Below are 21,275 nucleotides of genomic sequence, written 5' to 3'. Positions count from 1 at the left end.
CACGCCGGCATCAGACCGGCTCGGCCACCAGGCCGAGCTCGGCCACCGAGGCCAGTGCCTCGTTGCGCGGGACGACGCGCACCGTGTAGCCGAAGGGACCGGACCGGTCCAGCGACACCGCAGCGTCGAAGCGGTGGCGGTTGCCGTCGTAGGACTCCCCCACCAGCATCGGGGTCACGGTCGTCGCGGTGAGCTCGTCGTCGGAGCCGATCCTGCCGTGCACGACCTGGACCTCGACGTCGTCGGCCGACAGCGAGCCGAGCGCCACCCAGGCGCGTACGGCGAGGGTCGCACCGACCTCGGCCTGGTCGCCCACGCCCTCGGAGTCGACGTGCTCGACGCGCACGCCGTGCCACGCCTCCCGGACGGTCTGCTTCCAGGCCGACAGCTCGTGGGCGCCGGCGTAGTCGGAGTTGAGCGAGCGCGCAGTGTGCGCGGCGGGCGCGTAGAGCTCGCGGACGTAGTCGCGCACCTGGCGGGTGGCGAGCACCTTGGGGCCGAGCGACTTCAGCGTGTGGCGCACCATCTCGAGCCAGCGCGGCGGGACGCCCTCGTGGTTGGTCTCGTAGAAGCGCGGCACGACGTCGGTCTCGAGCAGGTCGTAGAGCGCGTGCGCCTCGAGGTCGTCACGACGGTCGGCGTCGTCGATGCCGTCGGCCGACGGGATCGCCCAGCCGTTGTTGCCGTCGTACCACTCGTCCCACCAGCCGTCGAGGATCGAGAGGTTGAGGCCCCCGTTGAGCGCGGCCTTCATGCCCGACGTGCCGCAGGCCTCGTAGGGGCGCAGCGGGTTGTTGAGCCACACGTCGCAGCCGGGGTAGAGCGGCTGCGCCATCGCGATGTCGTAGTTGGGCAGGAAGGCGATGCGGTGGCGGATCTCCGGGTCGTCGGCGAAGCGCACCATCTCCTGGATGAGCCGCTTGCCGGTCTCGTCGGCCGGGTGCGCCTTGCCGGCGATGACCAGCTGGATCGGGCGCTCGGGGTCGAGGAGCAGCTTCTTCAGGCGGGCCGGGTCGCGCAGCATCAGCGTGAGCCGCTTGTACGTCGGGACGCGGCGCGCGAAGCCGATGGTCAGCACGTCGGGGTCGAGGGCCGTGTCGATCCACGTCGTCTCGGCAGGGGCGAACCCACGCTTGGCCGCCGAACGGCGCATCCGGTCGCGAGCGTCCTCGATGAAGCGGGTGCGCAGCGTGCGCTTGAGGTCCCAGATCTCGCGGTCGCCGAACTGGTCGACCATCGGCCACAGCGCGTCGGTGTCGTCACCGTCGATGTCGGCACCGCGGCTGGCGGCGAGCTCGATGACCTCGCGCGCGATCCACGTCGGACCGTGCACGCCGTTGGTGATCGACGTGATCGGCACCTCGGCCTCGTCGAACGCGGGCCAGAGGCCGTTGAACATCCCGCGCGACACGTGGCCGTGCAGCATCGAGACGCCGTTGGCGCGCTGGGCGAGGCGGAAGCCCATCACGGCCATGTTGAAGACGCCGGCGTCACCGCCGTCGTAGTCCTCGGCACCCAGGGCGAGCACGCGGTCGACCGGGACGCCCGGCGTCGGCGAGCTGCCGCCGAAGTACTGCGAGACCAGCTCGCGGGGGAACCGGTCGATGCCCGCGGGCACCGGCGTGTGGGTCGTGAAGACCGTGCCGGCGCGCGAAACCTCGAGCGCGGTGTCGAAGTCGAGGTGCGGCCCGTCGTCACCCACGGTGAGCTCGCGGATCCGCTCGACCCCGAGGAAGCCGGCGTGGCCCTCGTTGGCGTGGAAGACCTCGGGGGCCGGGGCTCCGGTGATGCGCGACCACACGCGCAGCGCCCGGACGCCTCCGACACCGAGCAGCAGCTCCTGGCGCAGGCGGTGCTCGGAGTTGCCGCCGTAGAGGCGGTCGGTGACGTCGCGGTAGTGGGCGCTGTTGTCCTCGATGTCGGTGTCGAGGAGCAGCAGGGGCACGCGGCCGACCTGCGCCACCAGGATCCGGGCGACGAGGTCCGGGCCGTCGGGCAGCGCGATCGAGACCGTCGCGCGCGTGCCGTCGGCCTCCCGCAGCTGGGTCAGCGGCAGCTCGTCGGGGTCGAGGACGGGGTAGCTCTCCTGCTGCCAGCCGTCACGGTCCAGCGCCTGCTTGAAGTAGCCGTGGCGGTAGAACAGGCCGACACCGACCAGCGGGATGCCGAGGTCCGAGGACGCCTTCAGGTGGTCGCCGGCCAGGATGCCGAGACCGCCGGAGTACTGCGGCAGCACGGAGGCGATGCCGTACTCGGACGAGAAGTAGGCGATGGCGCGCGGGGCGTCCTCGCCGGCCTTGCGGGCGTACCAGCGGTCCTCGGAGAGGTAGCGCTGGAGGTCCGCGTGGGCGGCGTCGAGCCGGGCGCGGAAGTCCCCGTCGTCGACGAGCTCGTCGAGACGCTCGCGGCTCACGGCCCCCAGGAACCGGACCGGGTCACCGGCCACGTCGCGCCACAGCTGTGGGTCGACGGACGCGAAGACGTCCTGGGTCGGGGGGTGCCACGACCAGCGCAGGTTGCCCGCGAGGACGGACAGGGCGCCGAGGGGCTCGGGAAGGACAGGACGGACGGTGAATCGTCGGAACGCTCGCACGGTCCAGCACGCTAGGGCATTTCTTGGATCGATCCAAGAGCCGCGCGGCGAGCCCCGCGTAACTCGCCGGTGACACCCGGCGTTGTTGCGGCATGACCAGCTCCCGTTCCGGCCGCACATCCCTCGCGGTCGCGTCGCTCCTCGCGATCTCCACCCTCACCACGATCGCCTCGCCGGCCACCGCCGAGCCCGAGACGACCCTCGGCGCGTCGCCGCTCGACGTGCGGACCTTCGGGGATCCCGTCGACGCGCTCGCCGACCTCGACGTCCGCGCGCCCAGCGATCCGCTGGCCGACCAGGTCGAGGCGGCCCGGAACCTCGACGCCGACGTCCGGTGGAATTCCTTCGGCACCCCCTCCTCGATCCTCCCGGCGGACGGGAGCCTCGGCTCGGTCACCGGGACGGCGGCCGACGGCGCGCGCTCGTGGCTGCGCACCCACGCCGCCGTCCTGGGCATCAGCACTGCATCGGTCGACGCACTCCAGCTCGTCAACGTGCAGGAGATGGCCGACAGCGCCGGCGTGGCGGTGCTCTTCCGCCAGCGCTTCGACGGCCTCCCCGCGGCGGCCGGTGGACTCGTGACGGTGGGGGTGGCGAACGCCGAGGTCGCCTTCGTGTCGTCGTCACTCACCCGCACCCCGGCCGGCGCCCGACCGGCCGAGCCGGTCCTCGGACCCGTGCAGGCGTGGTTGAAGGCGGCCGCCGACGTCGGCGAGGCCGGTGGCGTCGCGTCCGATGTCCTCACCAGCACCTCGCGGGGCTGGACCCGGCTCAAGGTCCCCGGCTTCGCCCAGGAGCAGCAGGTGCGGCTGCGGGCACTCGCCCTGACCGACGGCACGGTCCGACCGGTGTACGAGGCCAACGTGGTCCAGGTGGCCGGGGCCGCGGCCAAGGCGTACACGCTCTTCGTCGACGCCGTCGACGGCAATGTGCTCGTGCGGCGCAACCAGCAGGACCACGCCGAGGTGCAGGAGAGCTTCACGGGCTCCTTCCCGCCCGGCTCGACCGAGTGCGGCATCAAGCACGAGTTCGCCCTGGGCGACTCCGCCACGAAGCAGATGATCGCTGTCGCGGTCGGCGCCCCCACCGACGACTTCGTCGTCAAGATCTGGCGCGGCGACACGGTGCTCACCTCGGGCGACACCGCCACCAACCCCGAGGTCGCGACGTACGCCTCCGACGACATCCCGGCCGGCACCTACTCCGTCCAGGTCTGCCCGTTCGACACCTCCAGCCTCCTGGGCCAGTACGCCGTCACCGTGCGGACCAGCGACACCGCCGCCCCCTCGCCGGACGCCCTCCCCGCGGCCCAGTGGCGCTGGTTCCTCGCCAACCCCACCCTGGACTCGTCCGAGCAGGTGCCGGGCAACTCCGCCGTCGGCTGCTGGACGCTGGGTGGCGACACCTGCACGGTGCCTCCGGGCGCGCTCGCCAACCCCGCGTCCGTGGGCGCCTGGGACACCCTCGGGGGCCGGCCGACCTTCACCACCATCGGCAACAACGCCAACACCCACGAGGCATGGGCCAGCCCGCTGACGCCCGGCGGCCTCTTCCAGGCGCCGTACTCACCCACGCGGGACTACACGACGGAGTTCACCGACGCGTGGAACAACTCCGGGTGCGACCCCCTCGAGCTGCGCCCCGGGGGCAACGACATCGACGCCTCGGTCACCAACCTGTTCGCGGCGCACAACCGGATGCACGACTACAGCTACTACCTGGGCTTCACCGAGGCCAACTACAACATGCAGGTCGACAACTTCGACCGTGGCGGCATCGGCGGCGACCCGGAGATCGGCAACGCGCAGGCTGGTGCGATCGGCGGACTGCAGAGCGGTCTCGGCCGTGACAACGCCAACCAGATCACCTTGCAGGACGGCACCCCCGGCATCACCAACCAGTACCTCTTCCAGCCCATCGCCGGAGCCTTCTACGCACCCTGCACCGACGGTGGTCTCGACATGGGGATCGTCGGCCACGAGTACACCCACGCCATCACCAACCGGATGGTGGGCGGGCCCGACGAGGGCCTGACGTCCGAGCAGGGCGGTGCCATGGGCGAGTCGTGGGGGGACCTCGTCGCCGGCGAGTACCAGTTCAGCCACGGCTACGACAACGGCGGCAACATCTGGGCGATCGGCGCCTACGCCACCGGGAACCTCCAGACGGCCATCCGCGACTACGCCGTCAACCGCAACCCGCTCAACTTCTCCAACTACGGCTTCGACAGCACCGGCCCGGAGGTCCACTCCGACGGCGAGATCTGGAACGGCACGATGTGGGAGGTGCGCCAGGCACTCGTCGAGAAGTACGACGCCCAGTTCCCGTACGCCGACAAGGCCCTGCAGCTCGCCTGCGCCCAGGCCACGCCCGGCACGACGCCCCGACCGGCCGACACGTGCCCGGGCAACCGGCGCTGGGTGCAGCTGATGTTCGACTCCTTCCTGCTGCAGCAGGGCGCGACGTCGATGATCGACGCGCGCAACGCGCTGGTCGCGGCGGACCAGATGCGCTTCGGAGGCGCGAACCGGGAGGCGATCTGGGACGCCTTCGCCCGTCGGGGACTGGGCGAGGGAGCCTCCACGCCCGACGCCGACGCCCACGAGGTGACGCCCAGCTTCGCCTCCCCCGTCTCCGCCGACCAGCAGGTCACCTTCACCGCTCCTGCCGGCACGAAGATCTACGTCGGTGACTTCGAGGCGCGCGTGACCCCCGTCGCCGACACGGTGGCGGACACCGAGCTCTCCTCCACCGTGGCGTTCACCGCCGGGCAGTACCGCATGGTGGCCGTCTCTCCCGACCGTGGCTTCACGCGCTTCACGCTCGAGGTGCCCGACACCGGCGGCAGCCGTACGGTCGCTGTGCCCGACAACGGGGTCAACCTCGCCTCGGCAGCGGCGGGTGCCACCGTGATCGGAACCACGGACGGCTCGCGCAACCCCGCACAGCTCATCGACGGCACCGAGTCCACCAACTGGGGTGGCGTGGTCGCCGAGAGCGTGGACGTGACGAGTCCCTCCGTCACTGTCGACCTCGCCGGCGACACGCACACCGTGCGTCGCGTCGCCGTGAGCGCGATGCTCACCCCCGCCCCCGCCGAGGCGGACCCCGTGCCGCTGCTCGCAGAGGTGGACGAGGACCCGGACTCGGGATCGCGCTTCACCGCGCTGCGCCAGTTCGCTCTCGAGGCCTGCACCGCCGACTGCGCGTCGTCGAGCGCCACCTGGACGCGGTTCTACACCTCGCCCGCCGACGCCTTCCCGGCCCAGCGGCCCCGTCCGGTCGCACCCGACCTGACACTGCGGTCCTTCGACGTGCCCGACACCTCCGCGGCCGCCGTACGCCTCGTCGCCCTCGAGAACCAGTGCACCGGGTTCGACGGGTACGCCGGTGACCAGGACGCCGACGCGACCAACGACACCGACTGCACGTCCGGCTCGGACCGCGACAGCATCGTGCACGCCAGCGAGCTCCAGGTGTTCGGCACCGAGCTTCCCGTGGGCGGCGAGCCGGTGCCGAGCACCGGCAACGGCACGGGAACCGGCACGGGAACCGGCACGGGAACCGGCACGGAGACCTCGGCCCCGAGGGCGACACGTGTCCGGATGATCGTCAAGCGCGCCTTCCAGAGCCCGCGCAAGCCCGCACCCGTCCTGTTCCTGACGGTGCGCTCCGCGGTCGAGAAGGAGGCCGGCACGTTCGTCGTCCGGGTCAACAAGCGGACGTACAAGGTCCTCAGGACCGCCGGGGGGACGGCGCGGGTCAAGGTGCGCAAGTCCCGCCTGCGCCCGGGTCGCAACACCGTGCGCGTGCGGTTCGTCCCCCAGGACCCGGCGGCCTTCACGCCGTCGAGGACGCGTCCGCGCCGCATCACGGTCCAGCGCAGCCGCTGACGCGACGCACCGCTCACGACCGGCCGCGGCCGGGGCCGTCCCAAGGGGTGGCCCGGGCCGCGGTCGGCTTGCGTGCGGGCACGGGGTTCGCAAGTGTGGGGGCATGGTTGGACGCATACCCGTGATGGATGTATCCCCCGTCGTCGACCTCGGTCGGCAGTCGGCGAAGGCAACGGTCGGCGAACCGATGCCGGTCCGGGCGACCGTGTTCCGCGAGGGGCACGACCAGCTCTCGGCCGAGGTCGTGGCCACGGACCCGGCAGGAGGACGTCGCGTCCCGGTGCGGATGGTCCCCGACGGGGCAGCCCCCAACCGCTACGTCGCCCACGTCACCCCCGACACCGAGGGCGAGTGGACCTTCGAGATCCATTCGTGGTCCGACCCCGTGGCCACCTGGCAGCACGACGCCGGCATCAAGATCCCCGCCGGTGTCGACGTCGAGCTGATGTTCACCGAGGCGCGCCTCCTGCTCGAGCGCGTCGCCGGCGGCTCCGGCACCGACGAGCTCGACGACGCGTCCGCCGCCCTCGTGAAGGGTGCGATCGCCGCAGCGAGCGACCAGGACCGTCCCGTCGGCGCGCGCCTGGCTGCCCTGCAGGACCCCGAGCTCGACGCCGTCCTGCTCGCCCACCCGCTGCGCGAGCTGACCTCGGTGACGGGCCCGTTCCGCTTCCGCGCCGACCGCGTCCGCGCCCTGTTCGGCAGCTGGTACGAGTTCTTCCCCCGCTCCGAGGGCGCCACCCGCGACCCGAAGACCGGCAAGGTCGTCTCCGGGACCTTCCGCACCGCGGCGAAGCGCCTCGACCGCGTCGCGGAGATGGGTTTCGACGTCCTCTACCTGCCGCCCATCCACCCGATCGGCGAGCTCAACCGCAAGGGCCCGAACAACACGCTGACGCCCGGCCCCGACGACCCCGGCTCGCCGTGGGCGATCGGCAGCAAGGACGGTGGCCACGACGCGATCCACCCCGAGCTCGGCACGTTCGAGGACTTCGACGCCTTCGTCGCCCGGGCCGGCGAGCTCGGGCTCGAGGTCGCCCTCGACCTCGCCCTCCAGGCCGCACCGGACCACCCGTGGGTCACCACGCACCCGCAGTTCTTCACCACGCGCGCCGACGGCACGATCGCCTATGCCGAGAACCCGCCGAAGAAGTACCAGGACATCTACCCCATCAACTTCGACAACGACCCGAGCGGCATCTGCCGCGAGGTGCTCCGGATCGTGAAGCTGTGGATCTCCCACGGCGTGCGGATCTTCCGCGTCGACAACCCGCACACCAAGCCGCTGGCCTTCTGGGAGTGGCTGCTCGCCGAGGTACGGCGTACGGACCCCGACGTCATCTTCCTGTCCGAGGCGTTCACGAAGCCGGCGATGATGCACGGTCTCGGTGCCGTGGGCTACCACCAGAGCTACACCTACTTCACCTGGCGCACCGGCAAGCGGGAGATCGAGGAGTACCTCGTCGAGGTCTCGCGCGAGTCCGACCACCTGATGCGCCCGAACTTCTTCGTCAACACCCCCGACATCCTCCACGCCTACCTGCAGTACGGCGGCCCGGCGGCGTTCAAGGTCCGTGCGGCCCTCGCCGCGACCGGCTCCCCGAGCTGGGGCGTCTACGCCGGCTACGAGCTCTTCGAGCACGTCGCGGTGAAGCCCGGGTCGGAGGAGTACCTCGACTCGGAGAAGTTCCAGATCCGCATCCGCGACTGGGAGCAGCGCGACGCCGAGGGCACCACCCTCGCGCCCTACCTCACCCGCCTCAACGAGATCCGGCGCCAGCACCCGGCGCTGCAGCTGCTGCGCAACATCACGATCCACGAGAGCGAGGACGACTCGGTCCTGGTCTTCTCCAAGCGCCACACGCTGCCCGACGGGCACGACGACGTGGTGCTGGTGGTCATCAACCTCGACCCCCACGGCACGCGGGAGACCATGGTCCACCTCGACATGCCGGCGCTCGGCCTGGAGTGGCACGAGTCGTTCAACGCCCACGACGAGATCACCGGTGCCGACTGGGGCTGGAGCCGGCACAACTACGTCCGCCTCGACCCCGGACACGAGCCCGCCCACGTCATCAGCGTCAGGAGCCACCGTTGACCGAGCACCACACGCCAGCCCATCCCACGTCGGCCCAGATGCCGACGGACGCGGGGGCCGCCACCGCGGTGCTCAACGCGGAGCCGGACTGGTTCCGCACGGCCGTCTTCTACGAGGTGCTCGTCCGCTCGTTCCGCGACTCCAACGGCGACGGCACCGGTGACTTCAAGGGCCTCATCGAGAAGCTCGACTACCTCGAGTGGCTGGGCGTCGACTGCCTGTGGGTGCCGCCGTTCTTCACCTCGCCGCTGCGCGACGGCGGCTACGACGTGGCCGACTACAACAACATCCTCCCCGAGTGCGGCACGGTCGAGGACTTCCACGAGTTCCTCGACGCCTGCCACCAGCGCGGCATCCGCGTGATCATCGACTTCGTCATGAACCACACGAGCGACGCGCACCCGTGGTTCCAGGCCAGCCGCAGCGACCCCGAGGGCCCCTACGGCGACTTCTACGTCTGGTCCGACACCGACGAGCTCTACCAGGACGCCCGGGTCATCTTCGTCGACACCGAGCCGTCGAACTGGACGTGGGACCCGGTGCGCCAGCAGTACTTCTGGCACCGGTTCTTCCATCACCAGCCCGACCTCAACTTCGACAACCCCAAGGTCCACGACGCGATGCTGGACGCGATGGCGTTCTGGCTCGACATGGGCCTCGACGGCTTCCGCCTCGACGCCGTGCCCTACCTCTACGAGCGTCCCGGCACCAACGGCGAGAACCTGCCCGAGACGCACGACTTCCTCAAGAAGTGCCGCCGCTTCGTCGACGAGCACTACCCCGGCCGGGTGCTGCTCTGCGAGGCCAACCAGTGGCCCGCCGACGTCGTGGAGTACTTCGGCCCCGAGGAGACCGAGGACGGCCGCTGGGTCGGCACCGAGTGCCACATGGCGTTCCACTTCCCGGTGATGCCGCGCATCTTCATGGCCGTGCGCCGCGAGTCGCGCTTCCCGATCTCGGAGATCCTCGAGCAGACGCCGTCGATCCCCGACGGGTGCCAGTGGGGCATCTTCCTGCGCAACCACGACGAGCTGACGCTGGAGATGGTCACCGACGAGGACCGCGACTACATGTGGTCGGAGTACGCCCACGACCCGCGGATGAAGGCCAACATCGGCATCCGCCGCCGCCTCGCGCCGCTGCTCGACAACGACGTCAACCGGATGGAGCTCTTCACCGCGATCCTGCTGTCGCTGCCCGGCTCGCCGGTGCTCTACTACGGCGACGAGATCGGCATGGGCGACAACATCTGGCTCGGCGACCGCGACGGCGTGCGTACGCCGATGCAGTGGACGCCCGACCGCAACGCCGGCTTCTCCAACGCCACGCCCGGCAAGCTCCACCTGCCGGCGATCCAGGACCCGGTCTACGGCTACCAGTCGGTCAACGTCGAGGCGCAGCTGGAGAACACCTCCTCGTTGCTGCACTGGACCCGGCGCCTGGTGCACGCACGGCGCCGCCACCCGGCCTTCGGCCTCGGCGACTTCGTCGACCTCGGTGGCTCCAACCCGAGCGTGCTGTCCTACATCCGCGAGCACGAGACCGACGAGGGGCGCGACGTCATCCTGTGCGTCAACAACCTCTCGCGCTTCCCGCAGCCGGTCGAGCTCGACCTGCGCCACTGGGAGGGCATGGTGCCCGTCGAGCTGCTCGGCGGGGTGCCGTTCCCGGCCATCGGCGAGCTGCCCTACCTGCTGACGCTCGGCGGCTACGGCTTCCTGTGGCTGCGACTGACGGATCCGACCGGCTCGGGGGTGGAACAGTGAGTGACGAGAGCAGGACGCACGACCTGACGACGTGGATCGGCGAGGCCCGCTGGTTCGGCGGCAAGGGGCGCGAGTGGTCGCTGGCCGGCGTACGCCGTGTCGGTGAGCTGCCGGATGCACCGCCCGGGCTGCGGGTCACGATCGACCTCGCCGAGGTGGCCTACCGCTCCGAGCAGGGCGAGGAGAGCGAGCTCTACCAGCTGCCGCTGGCGTTCTACTCCGAGCCGCAGGAGCGCCTGGCGCACGCGCTGGTCGGCGAGTGGGACGACCCGTCGTTCGGCCACGCCTTCGTCTACGACGCGCTCCACGACCGGGAGTCGATGGCGCTGTGGCTGCGTGCCTTCGCCGCGCCGCCGTCCAGCGCCGACCGCGGCCAGCTCGCCTTCCACAGCCTGCCGGGCCACGACCTCGACCTGGAGGCGCACTCGACGCTGTTCTCGGGCGAGCAGTCGAACTCCTCGGTCGCGTTCGGCGAGGACGCGCTGATGAAGGTCTTCCGCAAGGTCACGCCCGGGGTGAACCCCGACGTGGCGATCCACCAGGTGCTCACCGAGGCCGGGTCGACGCACGTCGCCTCGCTCTACGGCTGGCTCGACCTCGTGGACGAGGAGACCAACACGACCATCCAGCTCGCGATGCTGCAGCAGTTCCTCCGCACCGCCAGCGACGGCTGGGACCTGGCGCTGGCCAGCGTCCGCAACCTCTTCGCCGAGGCCGACCTGCACGCCGACGAGGTGGGCGGCGACTTCGCGGGCGAGGCCGCCCGGCTGGGCGTGGCACTGGCCGAGGTCCACGCCGACCTGGCAGCGCACTTCCCCGTGGAGGACCGCGACGCCGACGCCGTCGACGCCCTGGCCAGCGCCATGGAGGGACGGCTCGAGGCCGCCCTCGAGGTGGTGCCCGGCCTGGCCGAGCACGAGGCGGGGCTGCGGGCGACGTACGCCCGGCTGCGCGACCTCGACCGCGTGGGGGTCCAGCAGGTCCACGGTGACCTCCACCTGGGTCAGACGCTGCGCACCGCGCGCGGCTGGAAGATCGTCGACTTCGAGGGCGAGCCGGCCAAGCCGCTCGCCGAGCGGCTCAGGCCCGACTCGGTGTGGCGTGACGTGGCCGGGATGATCCGCTCCTTCGACTACGCACCGCGCGTGGTGGCCCTCACCGGGGGCGGCTACGACGCCGGCGAGGCGGACCAGCGGACCTACCGGGCCGCGGAGTGGTCAGCGCGCAACCGCGAGGCCTTCCTCGCCGCCTACTCAGCGCAGCGCGGCGTCGAGGTCGACGCGTCCGCCGGCACGCTGCTCGAGGCCTACCTCGCGGACAAGGCCGTCTACGAGGCCGTGTACGAAGCCCGCAACCGACCGGGATGGCTGTCCATCCCGCTGGCAGCGTTGGGAGAGACGTCATGACCGACCCGAACGGCACCACCCGCACCTACGCCCCCGGAGAGCTCGACCTCCACCTCATCGGCGAGGGCCGCCACGAGGAGCTGTGGAAGGTGCTCGGCGCCCAGGCGACCGACACCGGCACGTCCTTCCGCGTCTGGGCCCCCAACGCGCTCGAGGTCCAGGTGGCCGGCGAGTGGGCCGGCTGGGACGGCGCGGCCCATCCGATGACGAAGCTCGACGGCTCGGGCGTGTGGCACGCCCACGTCGAGGGTGTCGGCTCGGGTGCGCAGTACAAGTACCGCCTCCGTGGCTCCGACGGCCAGTGGGGCGACCGGGCCGACCCGCTCGCCCAGTACGCCGAGAAGCCGCCGAGCTCGGCGTCGGTCGTGTGGCGCTCGCAGCACGAGTGGAACGACGACGCGTGGCTCGAGGCGCGGCGCACCAGCCAGCCCGTCGACGAGGCGATGTCGATCTACGAGGTGCACCTCGCGTCGTGGCGCAAGCACTACTCCGGCGAGATCTACACCTGGGACCAGCTGGCCGACGCGCTCGTGCCCTACGTCTCCGACCTCGGCTTCACCCACGTCGAGTTCATGCCGGTCATGCAGCACCCCTTCGGCGGCTCGTGGGGCTACCACGTGACGTCCTACTTCGCCCCCGACGCCCGCTTCGGCGACCCCGACGGCCTCAAGCGGCTCATCGACCGGCTGCACCAGGCCGGCGTCGGTGTCATCCTGGACTGGGTGCCCGGGCACTTCGCCACCGACGAGTGGGCCCTGGCCCGCTTCGACGGCACGCCGCTCTACGAGGACCCCAACCCCCAGCGCGGCTGGCACAAGGAGTGGGGCTCGCACATCTTCAACTTCGGGCGCCACGAGGTCCGCAACTTCCTCTACGCCAACGCGGTCTACTGGCTCGAGGAGTACCACGCCGATGGCCTGCGCGTGGACGGCGTCGCCTCGATGATCTACCTCGACTACGCCCGTGAGCACGGCGAGTGGTCGCCCAACGTCCACGGCGGCCGCGAGAACCTCGAGGCCGTGCAGTTCCTCCAGGAGATGAACGCCACCGTCTACAAGCGCGTCCCCGGCATCGTCACGATCGCCGAGGAGTCCACCGCGTGGCCGGGCGTCACCGGCCCCACCAGCGACGGCGGCCTGGGCTTCGGCTTCAAGTGGAACATGGGCTGGATGCACGACTCGCTCAACTACGTCTCCCAGGACCCGCTCTACCGCAGCCACCACCACGGCCAGATGACCTTCTCGCTGGTCTACGCCTACGCGGAGAACTACGTCCTGCCGATCAGCCACGACGAGGTCGTGCACGGCAAGGGATCCCTGCTGCGCAAGATGCCGGGAGACCGCTGGCAGCAGCTGGCCAACCTGCGCGCCTACCTCGCCTACATGTGGGCCCACCCCGGCAAGCAGCTGCTCTTCATGGGCTGCGAGTTCGGCCAGGAGTCCGAGTGGGCCGAGAGCCGCGAGCTCGACTGGTGGCTCCTCGAGCACCCCGAGCACGCCGGCGTGCACGCCATGGTCCGCGACATGAATGCCACGTACGCCGCCTCCGGCGCGCTGTGGGGCCGCGACAACGACCCCGCAGGCTTCGCGTGGATCGACGCCAACGACGCGGGGCGCAACACGTTCTCGTTCGTACGCCGCTCCCCCGGCCACCCCGACCTGGTCTGCGTGGCCAACTTCGCCGGCACCCCGCACGAGGGCTACCGCCTCGGGCTCCCGGACTCCGGGCGGTGGACCGAGGTGCTCAACACCGACGCCGAGTCCTACTCCGGCTCCGGGGTGGGCAACCTCGGCTCGATCACCGCGGTCGCCGGCGAGCACCACGGCCAGCCGGCGTACGCCGACATCGTGGTCCCGCCGCTCGCGACGGTCTGGTTCCGCAAGGACGACTGACAGGGGCGGACCCGGAGGGCGCTGGCGTCCTCCGGGTCCGGGACCGCTCACGGGGCGGGTCGTCACATGACGTGGATCATCTTGACCATGCCCATCATCGCGTGCGGCATGCCCTTCATCTTCGGGTCCGGGAAGAAGCAGAGCAGGACGTACTGCCCCACCGGCAGCTCGTAGTCCATCGTCATCTGGCGACCCGGGCTCAGCGTGTCGGTCTGGGCCCAGCCCGGCAGCAGCCACGCCGGCTCCTCCTCGCTCTGGAGACCCTCCATGACCTGTTCCATCGTCGTGCCCTCCTGCACCTGCTGGAGCAGCGCGAAGTGGGGCTGGTCGTCGGCGTTCTTGAACTTCAACGTGCCCTTCGCGGGCAGGTGGCTCGCGCCGCCCCACGCCAAGCCGTTGCGCGCCGTGATCGTGGCGTCGACCGATGGCGCCTTCGACGCCTTCACCGCGCCGACGCGGAAGGTCGTGGGCGCCATGATCTTGTTGGCCATGACCAGGGCGATGTACGTGCCCGCCCGGGGCAGCACGATGGTGCCGGTGCCGCCGGTCATCAGGCCACCGTGCCAGGTGGTGTTGGCGATCGCTCGCTTCAAAGCCTTCATGTCCCCCTTGTTGGACGCGGCGTAGTCCTTGGCCAGCTCCCGCAGGGTGTAGCCCCTGGCGAGGGACACGATGCTGACAGGAGCGGGCTTGCCCTTCACGGCGAGCTTGATGCGGCCGGCTCGAAGGCCGTTTGCTCCCCGGAGCTTGAGTGACCCCTTGGCCACGGTGATGGTGAGGGACTGCCCGGCCTGCTGATCGGTCGTCATGGCGGATGCCGACGAGGTGACCAGTGCCGGCACGGAGACCATGGCTGCGCCGCAGACCAGGGCCACCCCTGTGCGCAAGTGAGTGAACATGTGGTGCTACCCCCGAACGAGTGACGTGATGGGACGCCCATGGTGCGACGCATCCACCAGGGCAGTCATCAGCAATTCTGGGGTGGTTCGAGATCACCAAATGGCGTGATGCGGGGGACGCGGATCGGCGGATAATTCCTGCGATGAGGAGGAGAGCTCGCGCCATCGCAGTGCTGGTGACGACGTTCGTGCTGGCCGCCTTGGCGCCGGCACTCGACACGGGCGGCGACGCCGGGCTCTCCACCCCGGCGGGCGCCCAGGCGGCTGCACCGCGCTCGGCGACGCTCGTGATCGAGGCGCGCGGATCGACGTACGTGCCCGCGACGGTGACGGTCGGGGGCGGCGGCACGCTGACGGTGGTCAACCTCGACACCTACGACCACACGGTCACGTCCACAGCAGTGGACGTGCGGGGCGAGCCGCTGTTCGACGTGCGGGTCGCCGCCGGCACCACCGCGACGGTGACCGGGGTCGAAGCCCTGGCCAACGGTCGCTACGACTACTACTGCCGCTTCCATCCCTTCATGCGTGGTGTCCTGGTCGTGGAGGACTCGAGCGGCGAGGTCGGAGCCGATCCGGTGGCGTTCGAGCAGCCGCTGGTCGTCCCGCGGGTCGTGCGCGGCGCCGACGTGCGCCTGGTCATGCGTCAGGCGAAGGTGCGCATGCTGCCCCGCGGCCCCCGCACGACCATGTGGACCTACGGCGGCAGCTATCCCGGCCCGACCATCGTGGGCCGCGCAGGTCGCGAGAGCAGGGTCACCTTCGTGCACCGCCTCCCGAGGAAGGCGGGCGCGCTGACGACCCACCTGCACGGGGACCACCACGCCGCCAGCGAGGACGGCCAGCCGACGACCAACCTCATCCGGCGAGGACGCTCCCGGACCTATCGCTACCCGTTGACCTACGGTGGTGACCCGGAGCCGGCGTCGTTCTTCTTCTACCACGACCACCGCATGGACCGGACCACGCGCAACAACTGGCGCGGACTCCAGGGCATGTTCATCGTCGAGGACGCCACCTCGCGTCGGCTCCGGCTCCCGAAGGGGCGCCGCGACCTCCCGCTGATGATCTCCGAGCGCTCCTTCACGCGGCGCAACCAGCTGACCGACCCCTTCGCCCAGGGGCCGACCATGCAGGGCCACCACGGCACGATGGCGTTCACCGGCCCCGGCAGCCCCCCGGACGACCACACGGTGGGCTCGCACGTGCTCGTCAACGGTCGCTACGCGCCGTTCCACTGGGTGACGGCGACGCGCTACCGGTTGCGCCTCCTCAACGCGGCGCCGTTCTCGGCCTACAACCTCTCGCTCTCGGACGGCCGCCCGTTCGTCCAGATCGGCACGGGCAACGGCTTCCTGCGGACACCGGTCGTCCGGACGCAGGTCAACCTCGGGCCGGCCCAGCGTGCCGACGTGATCGTCGACTTCTCCGGGGAGTCCGGTCAGGACGTCGTCCTGCAGTCAGTCCCTGCCGCCGACGAACGCGGCACCGGGTCCCGGGCAGCACCGGTGATGCAGTTCCGCGTCGGCGAGCCCGCGCGCGACCGGTCGCGTCTCCCGGCCCGGCTCCCCTCCCCCGACCTGGTCACCGCTCCGGCCGAGGTCTCCAAGACCTGGACCTTCGACATCGGGGGCGACGAGCGCCACGGCACCTTCTGGGCGATCAACGGCAAGCCGTTCGACCCGGCCCGCAGCGACCACCGCACCCGGCTGGGCAGCGTCGAACGCTGGCGGCTGCGCAACACCAGCGACATGACGCACTACGTGCACATCCATGCTCAGCAGTGGCGCACCGTCTCGCGCAACGGCGCACGACCGCCTGCGTGGGAGCGCGGACTGGAGGACACCTGGCGGCTGGACCCCGGCGAGTACGTCGACGTCGCGGCCCGGTTCGCCGACCACACCGGACCCTTCATGATCCACTGCCACATGCTCGACCACGAGGACCACGGGATGATGGCCCGCTTCGACGTGGTGCGCTGACCCGGCGCGCGCCGCCACCTGCACCTCACGGCCCCGACCGGGCTCTGGCTAGGGTGGCCCCGTGCCTGCCGAACAGCCCACGCTCACTGACGGGACCATCACCCTGAGGCCGTGGCGCGACGACGACGTCGCCGAGGCCGTGGCCGGTCACGACGACGAGATGGCCCTCTGGTTCGGGTGGGACCCCGCCGATGTCACCGAGCAGTCGCACCTGGCGGCGATCTCACGCTGGCGTGAGCGCTACCGGGCCGGCGCGCAGGCGTCCTTCGCCATCGAGCACGACGACCGGCTGGTCGGCAGCGTGGAGCTGACCCGGGACGGCAGCGCGGGGGCCGGGCTGAGCTGGACCCTGTATGCCGGCCACCGGGGCCGGGGCCACGCTGCGCGGGCCGTACGGGTCCTGGTGGACTGGGCCTTCGCCGACCCCGAGCAGGGGGGGTGGGGCCTGCAGCGGGTCGAGGCCCGCATCGACCCCCGCAACGATCGCAGCAGGCGGGTGGCGACCCGCGCAGGCCTGCGCCTCGAGGGGCTGCAGCGCGTCAGCCCGGGCATGGGCGACCGCCCCGACGCGACCTCGTACGCCGTCTTCGCGCGCCTGGCCACCGATCCGCCGCTGAGCGACCCGGAGAGCTTCCGGGCCCTCCTCAACTCGTTCCTCCCCCGCAAGCGCGCCATCTCGCAGATGCTGGTGCGCGACACCGACGACCGCGTGCTGCTGTGCCAGCTGACCTACAAGCGCGACTGGGACCTGCCCGGCGGTGTCGTGGAGGTGGGCGAGTCGCCGCAGGTGGCCGTGCAGCGCGAGGTCGAGGAGGAGCTCGGACTCACGATCGAGCCGCGCGGCCTCCTGCTCACGGACTGGCTGCCGCCGTGGGGTGGCTGGGACGACGCCGTCTGCCTCGTCTTCGACGGCGGCACGCTGCCCCCCTCGGCCCTGGCCGACGTCGTCATGCAGGAGCGAGAGATCCGCGACGTCCGCTTCTGCACCCTCGACGAGGTCGACGAGCTCGCCGCCGACTTCACCGCGCGACGCGTCCGGGCCGCGGTCGGTGGCCAGGGGCCGTATACGGAGTCCGGTCGCTGAGGCAGGATGCCTGCATGGCTTGGGTCTACGAATTCTCAGAGGGCAGCAAGGACCAGAAGGACCTTCTCGGCGGCAAGGGGGCCAACCTCGCCGAGATGACCAACCTCGGTCTCCCGGTGCCACCGGGCTTCACGATCTCGACCGAGACCTGTCGGGCCTACCTGGCCCTCCAGGAGTCGGGCGAGGGCGGTGAGCCGGACGGCCTCGCCGAGGAGGTCACCGAGCACCTCGAGCGGCTCGAGTCCGCGATGGGCAGGCGTCTGGGTGACGCCACCGACCCGCTGCTCGTGTCGGTGCGCTCGGGTGCGAAGTTCTCCATGCCCGGGATGATGGAGACGGTCCTCAACGTCGGCCTCAACGACGAGTCGGTCGGCGGCCTCGCCGCACGCAGCTCCGACGAGCGCTTCGCCCTCGACTCCTACCGCCGCCTGCTCCAGATGTTCGGCGGGACGGTGCTGCACGTCGACGGAGAGCTCTTCGCCGATGCCCTCGACGAGGCCAAGCACGCCCTCGGCACCGAGTCCGACCTCGACCTGGGCGCCGACGACCTGCGCGCACTGGTCGAGCGGTTCAAGGCGATCATCAAGGAGGAGACCGGCAGCGACTTCCCCCAGGACCCGCGGGAGCAGATGGACCTCGCGGTCAGGGCGGTCTTCGAGTCCTGGAACACCGACCGCGCGCGGCTCTACCGCCGCCAGGAGCGGATCCCCGAGGACCTCGGCACGGCGGTCAACGTGCAGGCGATGGTCTTCGGCAACTTCGGCATGGACTCCGGCTCCGGGGTCGCCTTCACCCGCGACCCGGCCAGCGGCGAGCAGGGCGTCTACGGCGACTACCTGCAGAACGCCCAGGGCGAGGACGTCGTCGCCGGCATCCGCAACACGGTGACGCTGGCCGACATGGCCGAGGTCGACCGGCAGTCCCACGGCGACCTGCTCGACATCATGACGCGCCTGGAGCGGCACTACCGCGACATGTGCGACATCGAGTTCACCGTCGAGCGCGGCAAGCTCTGGATGCTCCAGACCCGCGTCGGCAAGCGCACGCCCGAGGCGGCGTTCCGCATCGCCGTCCACATGGTCGACGAGGGCCTGATCCAGATGGACGAGGCTGTCCTGCGGGTGACCGGCGACCAGCTCGCCCAGCTGATGTTCCCGCGCTTCGACGCCACCTCGGAGCGCACCCTCCTCGCCAAGGGGATGAACGCCTCCCCCGGCGCGGCAGTCGGCAAGTGCGTCTTCGACTCCGACACCGCCGTGGAGTGGGCGGCACGCGGCGAGGACGTGATCCTGGTGCGCAAGGAGACCAACCCCGACGACCTGCGCGGGATGGTCGCCGCTCGCGGCATCCTCACCAGCCGGGGCGGCAAGACCTCGCACGCCGCCGTCGTGGCGCGCGGCATGGGGCGCACGTGCGTGTGCGGCGCCGAGTCCCTCGACGTCGACACCAGGGCCAAGGAGTTCCGCGTCCGAGACGGCGAGACCGTCCGCGAGGGCGACGTGATCTCCATCGACGGCACCACCGGCGAGGTGTTCGCCGGCGCCGTCCCGGTGGCCGACTCCGTCGTCGTACGCCACTTCGAGGGCGAGAAGCTCGACGACGACCTCGCCCACGCGGTCGCGCGGATCATGGCGCACGCCGACGGCGCCCGCCGCCTGCGGGTGCGCACCAACGCCGACACCCCCGAGGACGCCGCCCGCGCCCGTCGCTTCGGCGCCCAGGGCATCGGCCTGTGCCGCACCGAGCACATGTTCCTCGGCGAGCGGCGCGAGCTGGTGGAGAAGCTGATCGTGGCCGAGGACGAGGCCGGTGTCGAGGAGGCTCTGGCCGCACTCCTGCCGTTGCAGCGCCAGGACTTCACAGAGATCCTCGAGGCGATGGACGGCCTGCCCGTCACCATCCGGCTCCTCGACCCGCCGCTGCACGAGTTCCTGCCCGACCTCACCGACCTGAGTGTCGAGGTCGCCCTGGCCGAGGAGCGCGGCGAGGTCGACGAGCGGGCCGCGATCCTGCTCACCCACGTGCGACGACTGCACGAGCAGAACCCGATGCTCGGGCTGCGCGGCGTCCGGCTCGGGATCCAGATCCCCGGGCTCTTCCGGATGCAGGCTCGCGCCATCGCTGAGGCCGCCGCGGACCGGATGGCCGTCCACGGGGCACCGCGGCCGGAGATCATGGTGCCGCTGGTGGCCAGCGTGCGTGAGCTGAACATCGTCCGCGCTGACATCGAGCAGGTCGTCGCCGAGGTGCAGGAGGACCGGGGCATCAAGCTGAACATCGCGATCGGCACGATGATCGAGCTGCCGCGCGCGGCCTTCCTGGCCGACCGGATCGCGAAGTCCGCGGACTTCTTCTCCTTCGGCACCAACGATCTGACCCAGATGGCCTGGGGCTTCTCCCGCGACGACGTGGAGTCGGCGTTCTTCTCCCGCTACTTCGAGCACGGCATCTTCGACGTCTCGCCGTTCGAGTCGCTCGACCAGCTCGGCGTCGGCGGCATGGTCGAGATGGGGACCAAGAAGGGTCGCAAGACACGTCCCGACCTCAAGGTCGGCGTCTGCGGCGAGCACGGAGGCGACCCGCTGTCGGTCCACTTCTTCGACCGGGTCGGGCTCAACTACGTCTCGTGCTCACCCTTCCGGGTGCCGGTCGCCCGGCTCGAGGCCGGCCGATCGGTGCTCGGCAAGCGGGACTCAGAAGAGCGCTGAAGCCAGGTTGCGACGGCCCGCCAGCACGCGCGGGTCGTCGTTGCCGACCGCGGCGAACAGCCCGAGCAGGTGGTCGCGAGCCCGCTCGCGGTCCTTGTCGCTCGTGCGGGCGACCAGGTTCACCAGCCGGGTGAAGGCGTCCTCGACGTGCCCGCCGAGCATGTCGAGGTCGGCGACCATCGTCTGGGCGTCCACGTCGTCCGGCGCCTCGGCAGCCGCCGCGCGCGCCTGGGCCAGGTCGACACCCTGCGTGCGCTGCATGACCTTGGCCATCGCCAGTCCGCCCGCGGCCTCGACGTCGGCCGGGTTGGCGTCGACGAGCTTCTGGTACTCCGCGACCGCGGCGTCGATGTCACCGGCAGCCAGCGCGTCCTGGGCGGGGGCGTAGCGGGGGTCGACGGCCTCCTCCTCGCCCTCGGCGGCGGGCGCACCTCCGGTGCGGGGCTGGTGTCGGCCCGTGATGCCCTGGGTGGTGAGCTGCTGGGCGACCTGGGTCAGCGCGGTGCGCAGCTCCTCGATCGGCAGCGGGTCCTGCAGGAGCGGCATCGGGCGGCCGTCGACGACGGCGACCACGAGCGGGATCGAGGGGATCTGCATCGCCTGGGCGATCTGCGGCGCCGCGTCGATGTCGACGAGGCCGAGCAGGAAGCGGCCCTCGTGCTCGCCCACCACGGTCGCGAGGTCGTCGGCGAGCTGCCCGCTCTCGGGCATGCGGGTGCGGGAGTAGAAGGCCAGCAGCACCGGGGCGGTCATCGACTGCTCGAGCATCCCCTGGAAGTTCTGCTCGTCCACGACCACGCTGTACGACGACGCGGCGCCGGTCGGCGTACCGGTCGGGGCGCCGCCGGGAGCGGCTGGCTGCGGGGCGGGCTTGCCCAGCCCGGAGAGGTCGATGGCACCTGGGCGGCTGAACGGCTGCTGCGTCATGGACACAATCCTAGGGAGAGACGCCAC

Annotated in this window: 11 protein-coding genes; 8 read left to right on the top strand and 3 right to left on the bottom strand. The window is 71.1% G+C overall.

Translation table 11 applies throughout. From position 1 onward, the window contains the following. Nucleotides 1-10 precede the first annotated feature (10 nt). Nucleotides 11-2,593 (bottom strand): alpha-glucan family phosphorylase, encoded by a 2,583-nt coding sequence (gene glgP, locus CFI00_RS07935; protein ID WP_207084655.1) that lies wholly within the window; start codon nt 2,591-2,593, stop codon nt 11-13. Nucleotides 2,594-2,685: 92 nt separating this feature from the next. On the opposite strand from glgP, the gene CFI00_RS07930 reads away from it, so the two are divergent. The 5 genes from CFI00_RS07930 (at nt 2,686) to glgB (ending at nt 13,648) form a co-directional block, all read left to right on the top strand. Then, on the top strand, nt 2,686-6,486 hold the full coding sequence (locus CFI00_RS07930) for a M36 family metallopeptidase (protein WP_207084654.1): 3,801 nt from the start codon (nt 2,686-2,688) through the stop codon (nt 6,484-6,486). Nucleotides 6,487-6,589: 103 nt separating this feature from the next. After that, nucleotides 6,590-8,584 (top strand): alpha-1,4-glucan--maltose-1-phosphate maltosyltransferase, encoded by a 1,995-nt coding sequence (locus tag CFI00_RS07925; protein ID WP_207084653.1) that lies wholly within the window; start codon nt 6,590-6,592, stop codon nt 8,582-8,584. A gap of 38 nt (nt 8,585-8,622) precedes the next feature. Then, on the top strand, nt 8,623-10,350 hold the full coding sequence (gene treS / locus CFI00_RS07920) for a maltose alpha-D-glucosyltransferase (protein WP_207085423.1): 1,728 nt from the start codon (nt 8,623-8,625) through the stop codon (nt 10,348-10,350). After that, nucleotides 10,347-11,756: a hypothetical protein gene (locus CFI00_RS07915; protein WP_207084652.1), complete on the top strand. Its 1,410-nt coding sequence runs from the start codon at nt 10,347-10,349 to the stop codon at nt 11,754-11,756. Before treS ends, CFI00_RS07915 begins: the two co-directional genes overlap by 4 nt. Continuing rightward, on the top strand, nt 11,753-13,648 hold the full coding sequence (glgB, locus tag CFI00_RS07910; RefSeq protein WP_242532737.1) for a 1,4-alpha-glucan branching protein GlgB: 1,896 nt from the start codon (nt 11,753-11,755) through the stop codon (nt 13,646-13,648). Before CFI00_RS07915 ends, glgB begins: the two co-directional genes overlap by 4 nt. Nucleotides 13,649-13,710: 62 nt before the next feature. Here glgB and CFI00_RS07905 read toward each other — a convergent pair whose 3' ends face one another. Further along, nucleotides 13,711-14,535, bottom strand: coding sequence for a hypothetical protein (locus tag CFI00_RS07905; protein WP_207084650.1), 825 nt, complete (start codon nt 14,533-14,535; stop codon nt 13,711-13,713). 155 nt (nt 14,536-14,690) lie between these two features. Between CFI00_RS07905 and CFI00_RS07900 the strand changes: the two genes are divergently transcribed. The 3 genes from CFI00_RS07900 (at nt 14,691) to ppdK (ending at nt 20,321) form a co-directional block, all read left to right on the top strand. Next, nucleotides 14,691-16,529 carry a multicopper oxidase domain-containing protein gene (locus tag CFI00_RS07900; RefSeq protein WP_207084649.1) on the top strand — a complete coding sequence of 613 codons (1,839 nt, stop codon included), beginning with the start codon at nt 14,691-14,693 and terminating at the stop codon, nt 16,527-16,529. Between the two features lie 61 nt (nt 16,530-16,590). Next, nucleotides 16,591-17,613, top strand: a complete 1,023-nt coding sequence (locus tag CFI00_RS07895) for an NUDIX hydrolase (protein WP_207084648.1) — start codon at nt 16,591-16,593, stop codon at nt 17,611-17,613. Nucleotides 17,614-17,627: 14 nt separating this feature from the next. Continuing rightward, a complete protein-coding gene (gene ppdK / locus CFI00_RS07890) occupies nt 17,628-20,321 on the top strand; it encodes a pyruvate, phosphate dikinase (protein WP_207084647.1) in 2,694 nt (897 codons plus the stop codon). Here ppdK and CFI00_RS07885 read toward each other — a convergent pair. Then, nucleotides 20,307-21,248, bottom strand: coding sequence for a tetratricopeptide repeat protein (locus CFI00_RS07885; RefSeq protein ID WP_207084646.1), 942 nt, complete (start codon nt 21,246-21,248; stop codon nt 20,307-20,309). The genes ppdK and CFI00_RS07885 overlap by 15 nt on opposite strands. Between the last annotated feature and the right edge of the window lie 27 nt (nt 21,249-21,275).

The sequence above is a fragment of the Nocardioides sp. S5 genome (assembly GCF_017310035.1).
Taxonomy (GTDB): domain Bacteria; phylum Actinomycetota; class Actinomycetes; order Propionibacteriales; family Nocardioidaceae; genus Nocardioides.
Note: the sequence above shows the minus strand (reverse complement) of the source record. Positions and strands in the feature narration are given on the sequence as shown.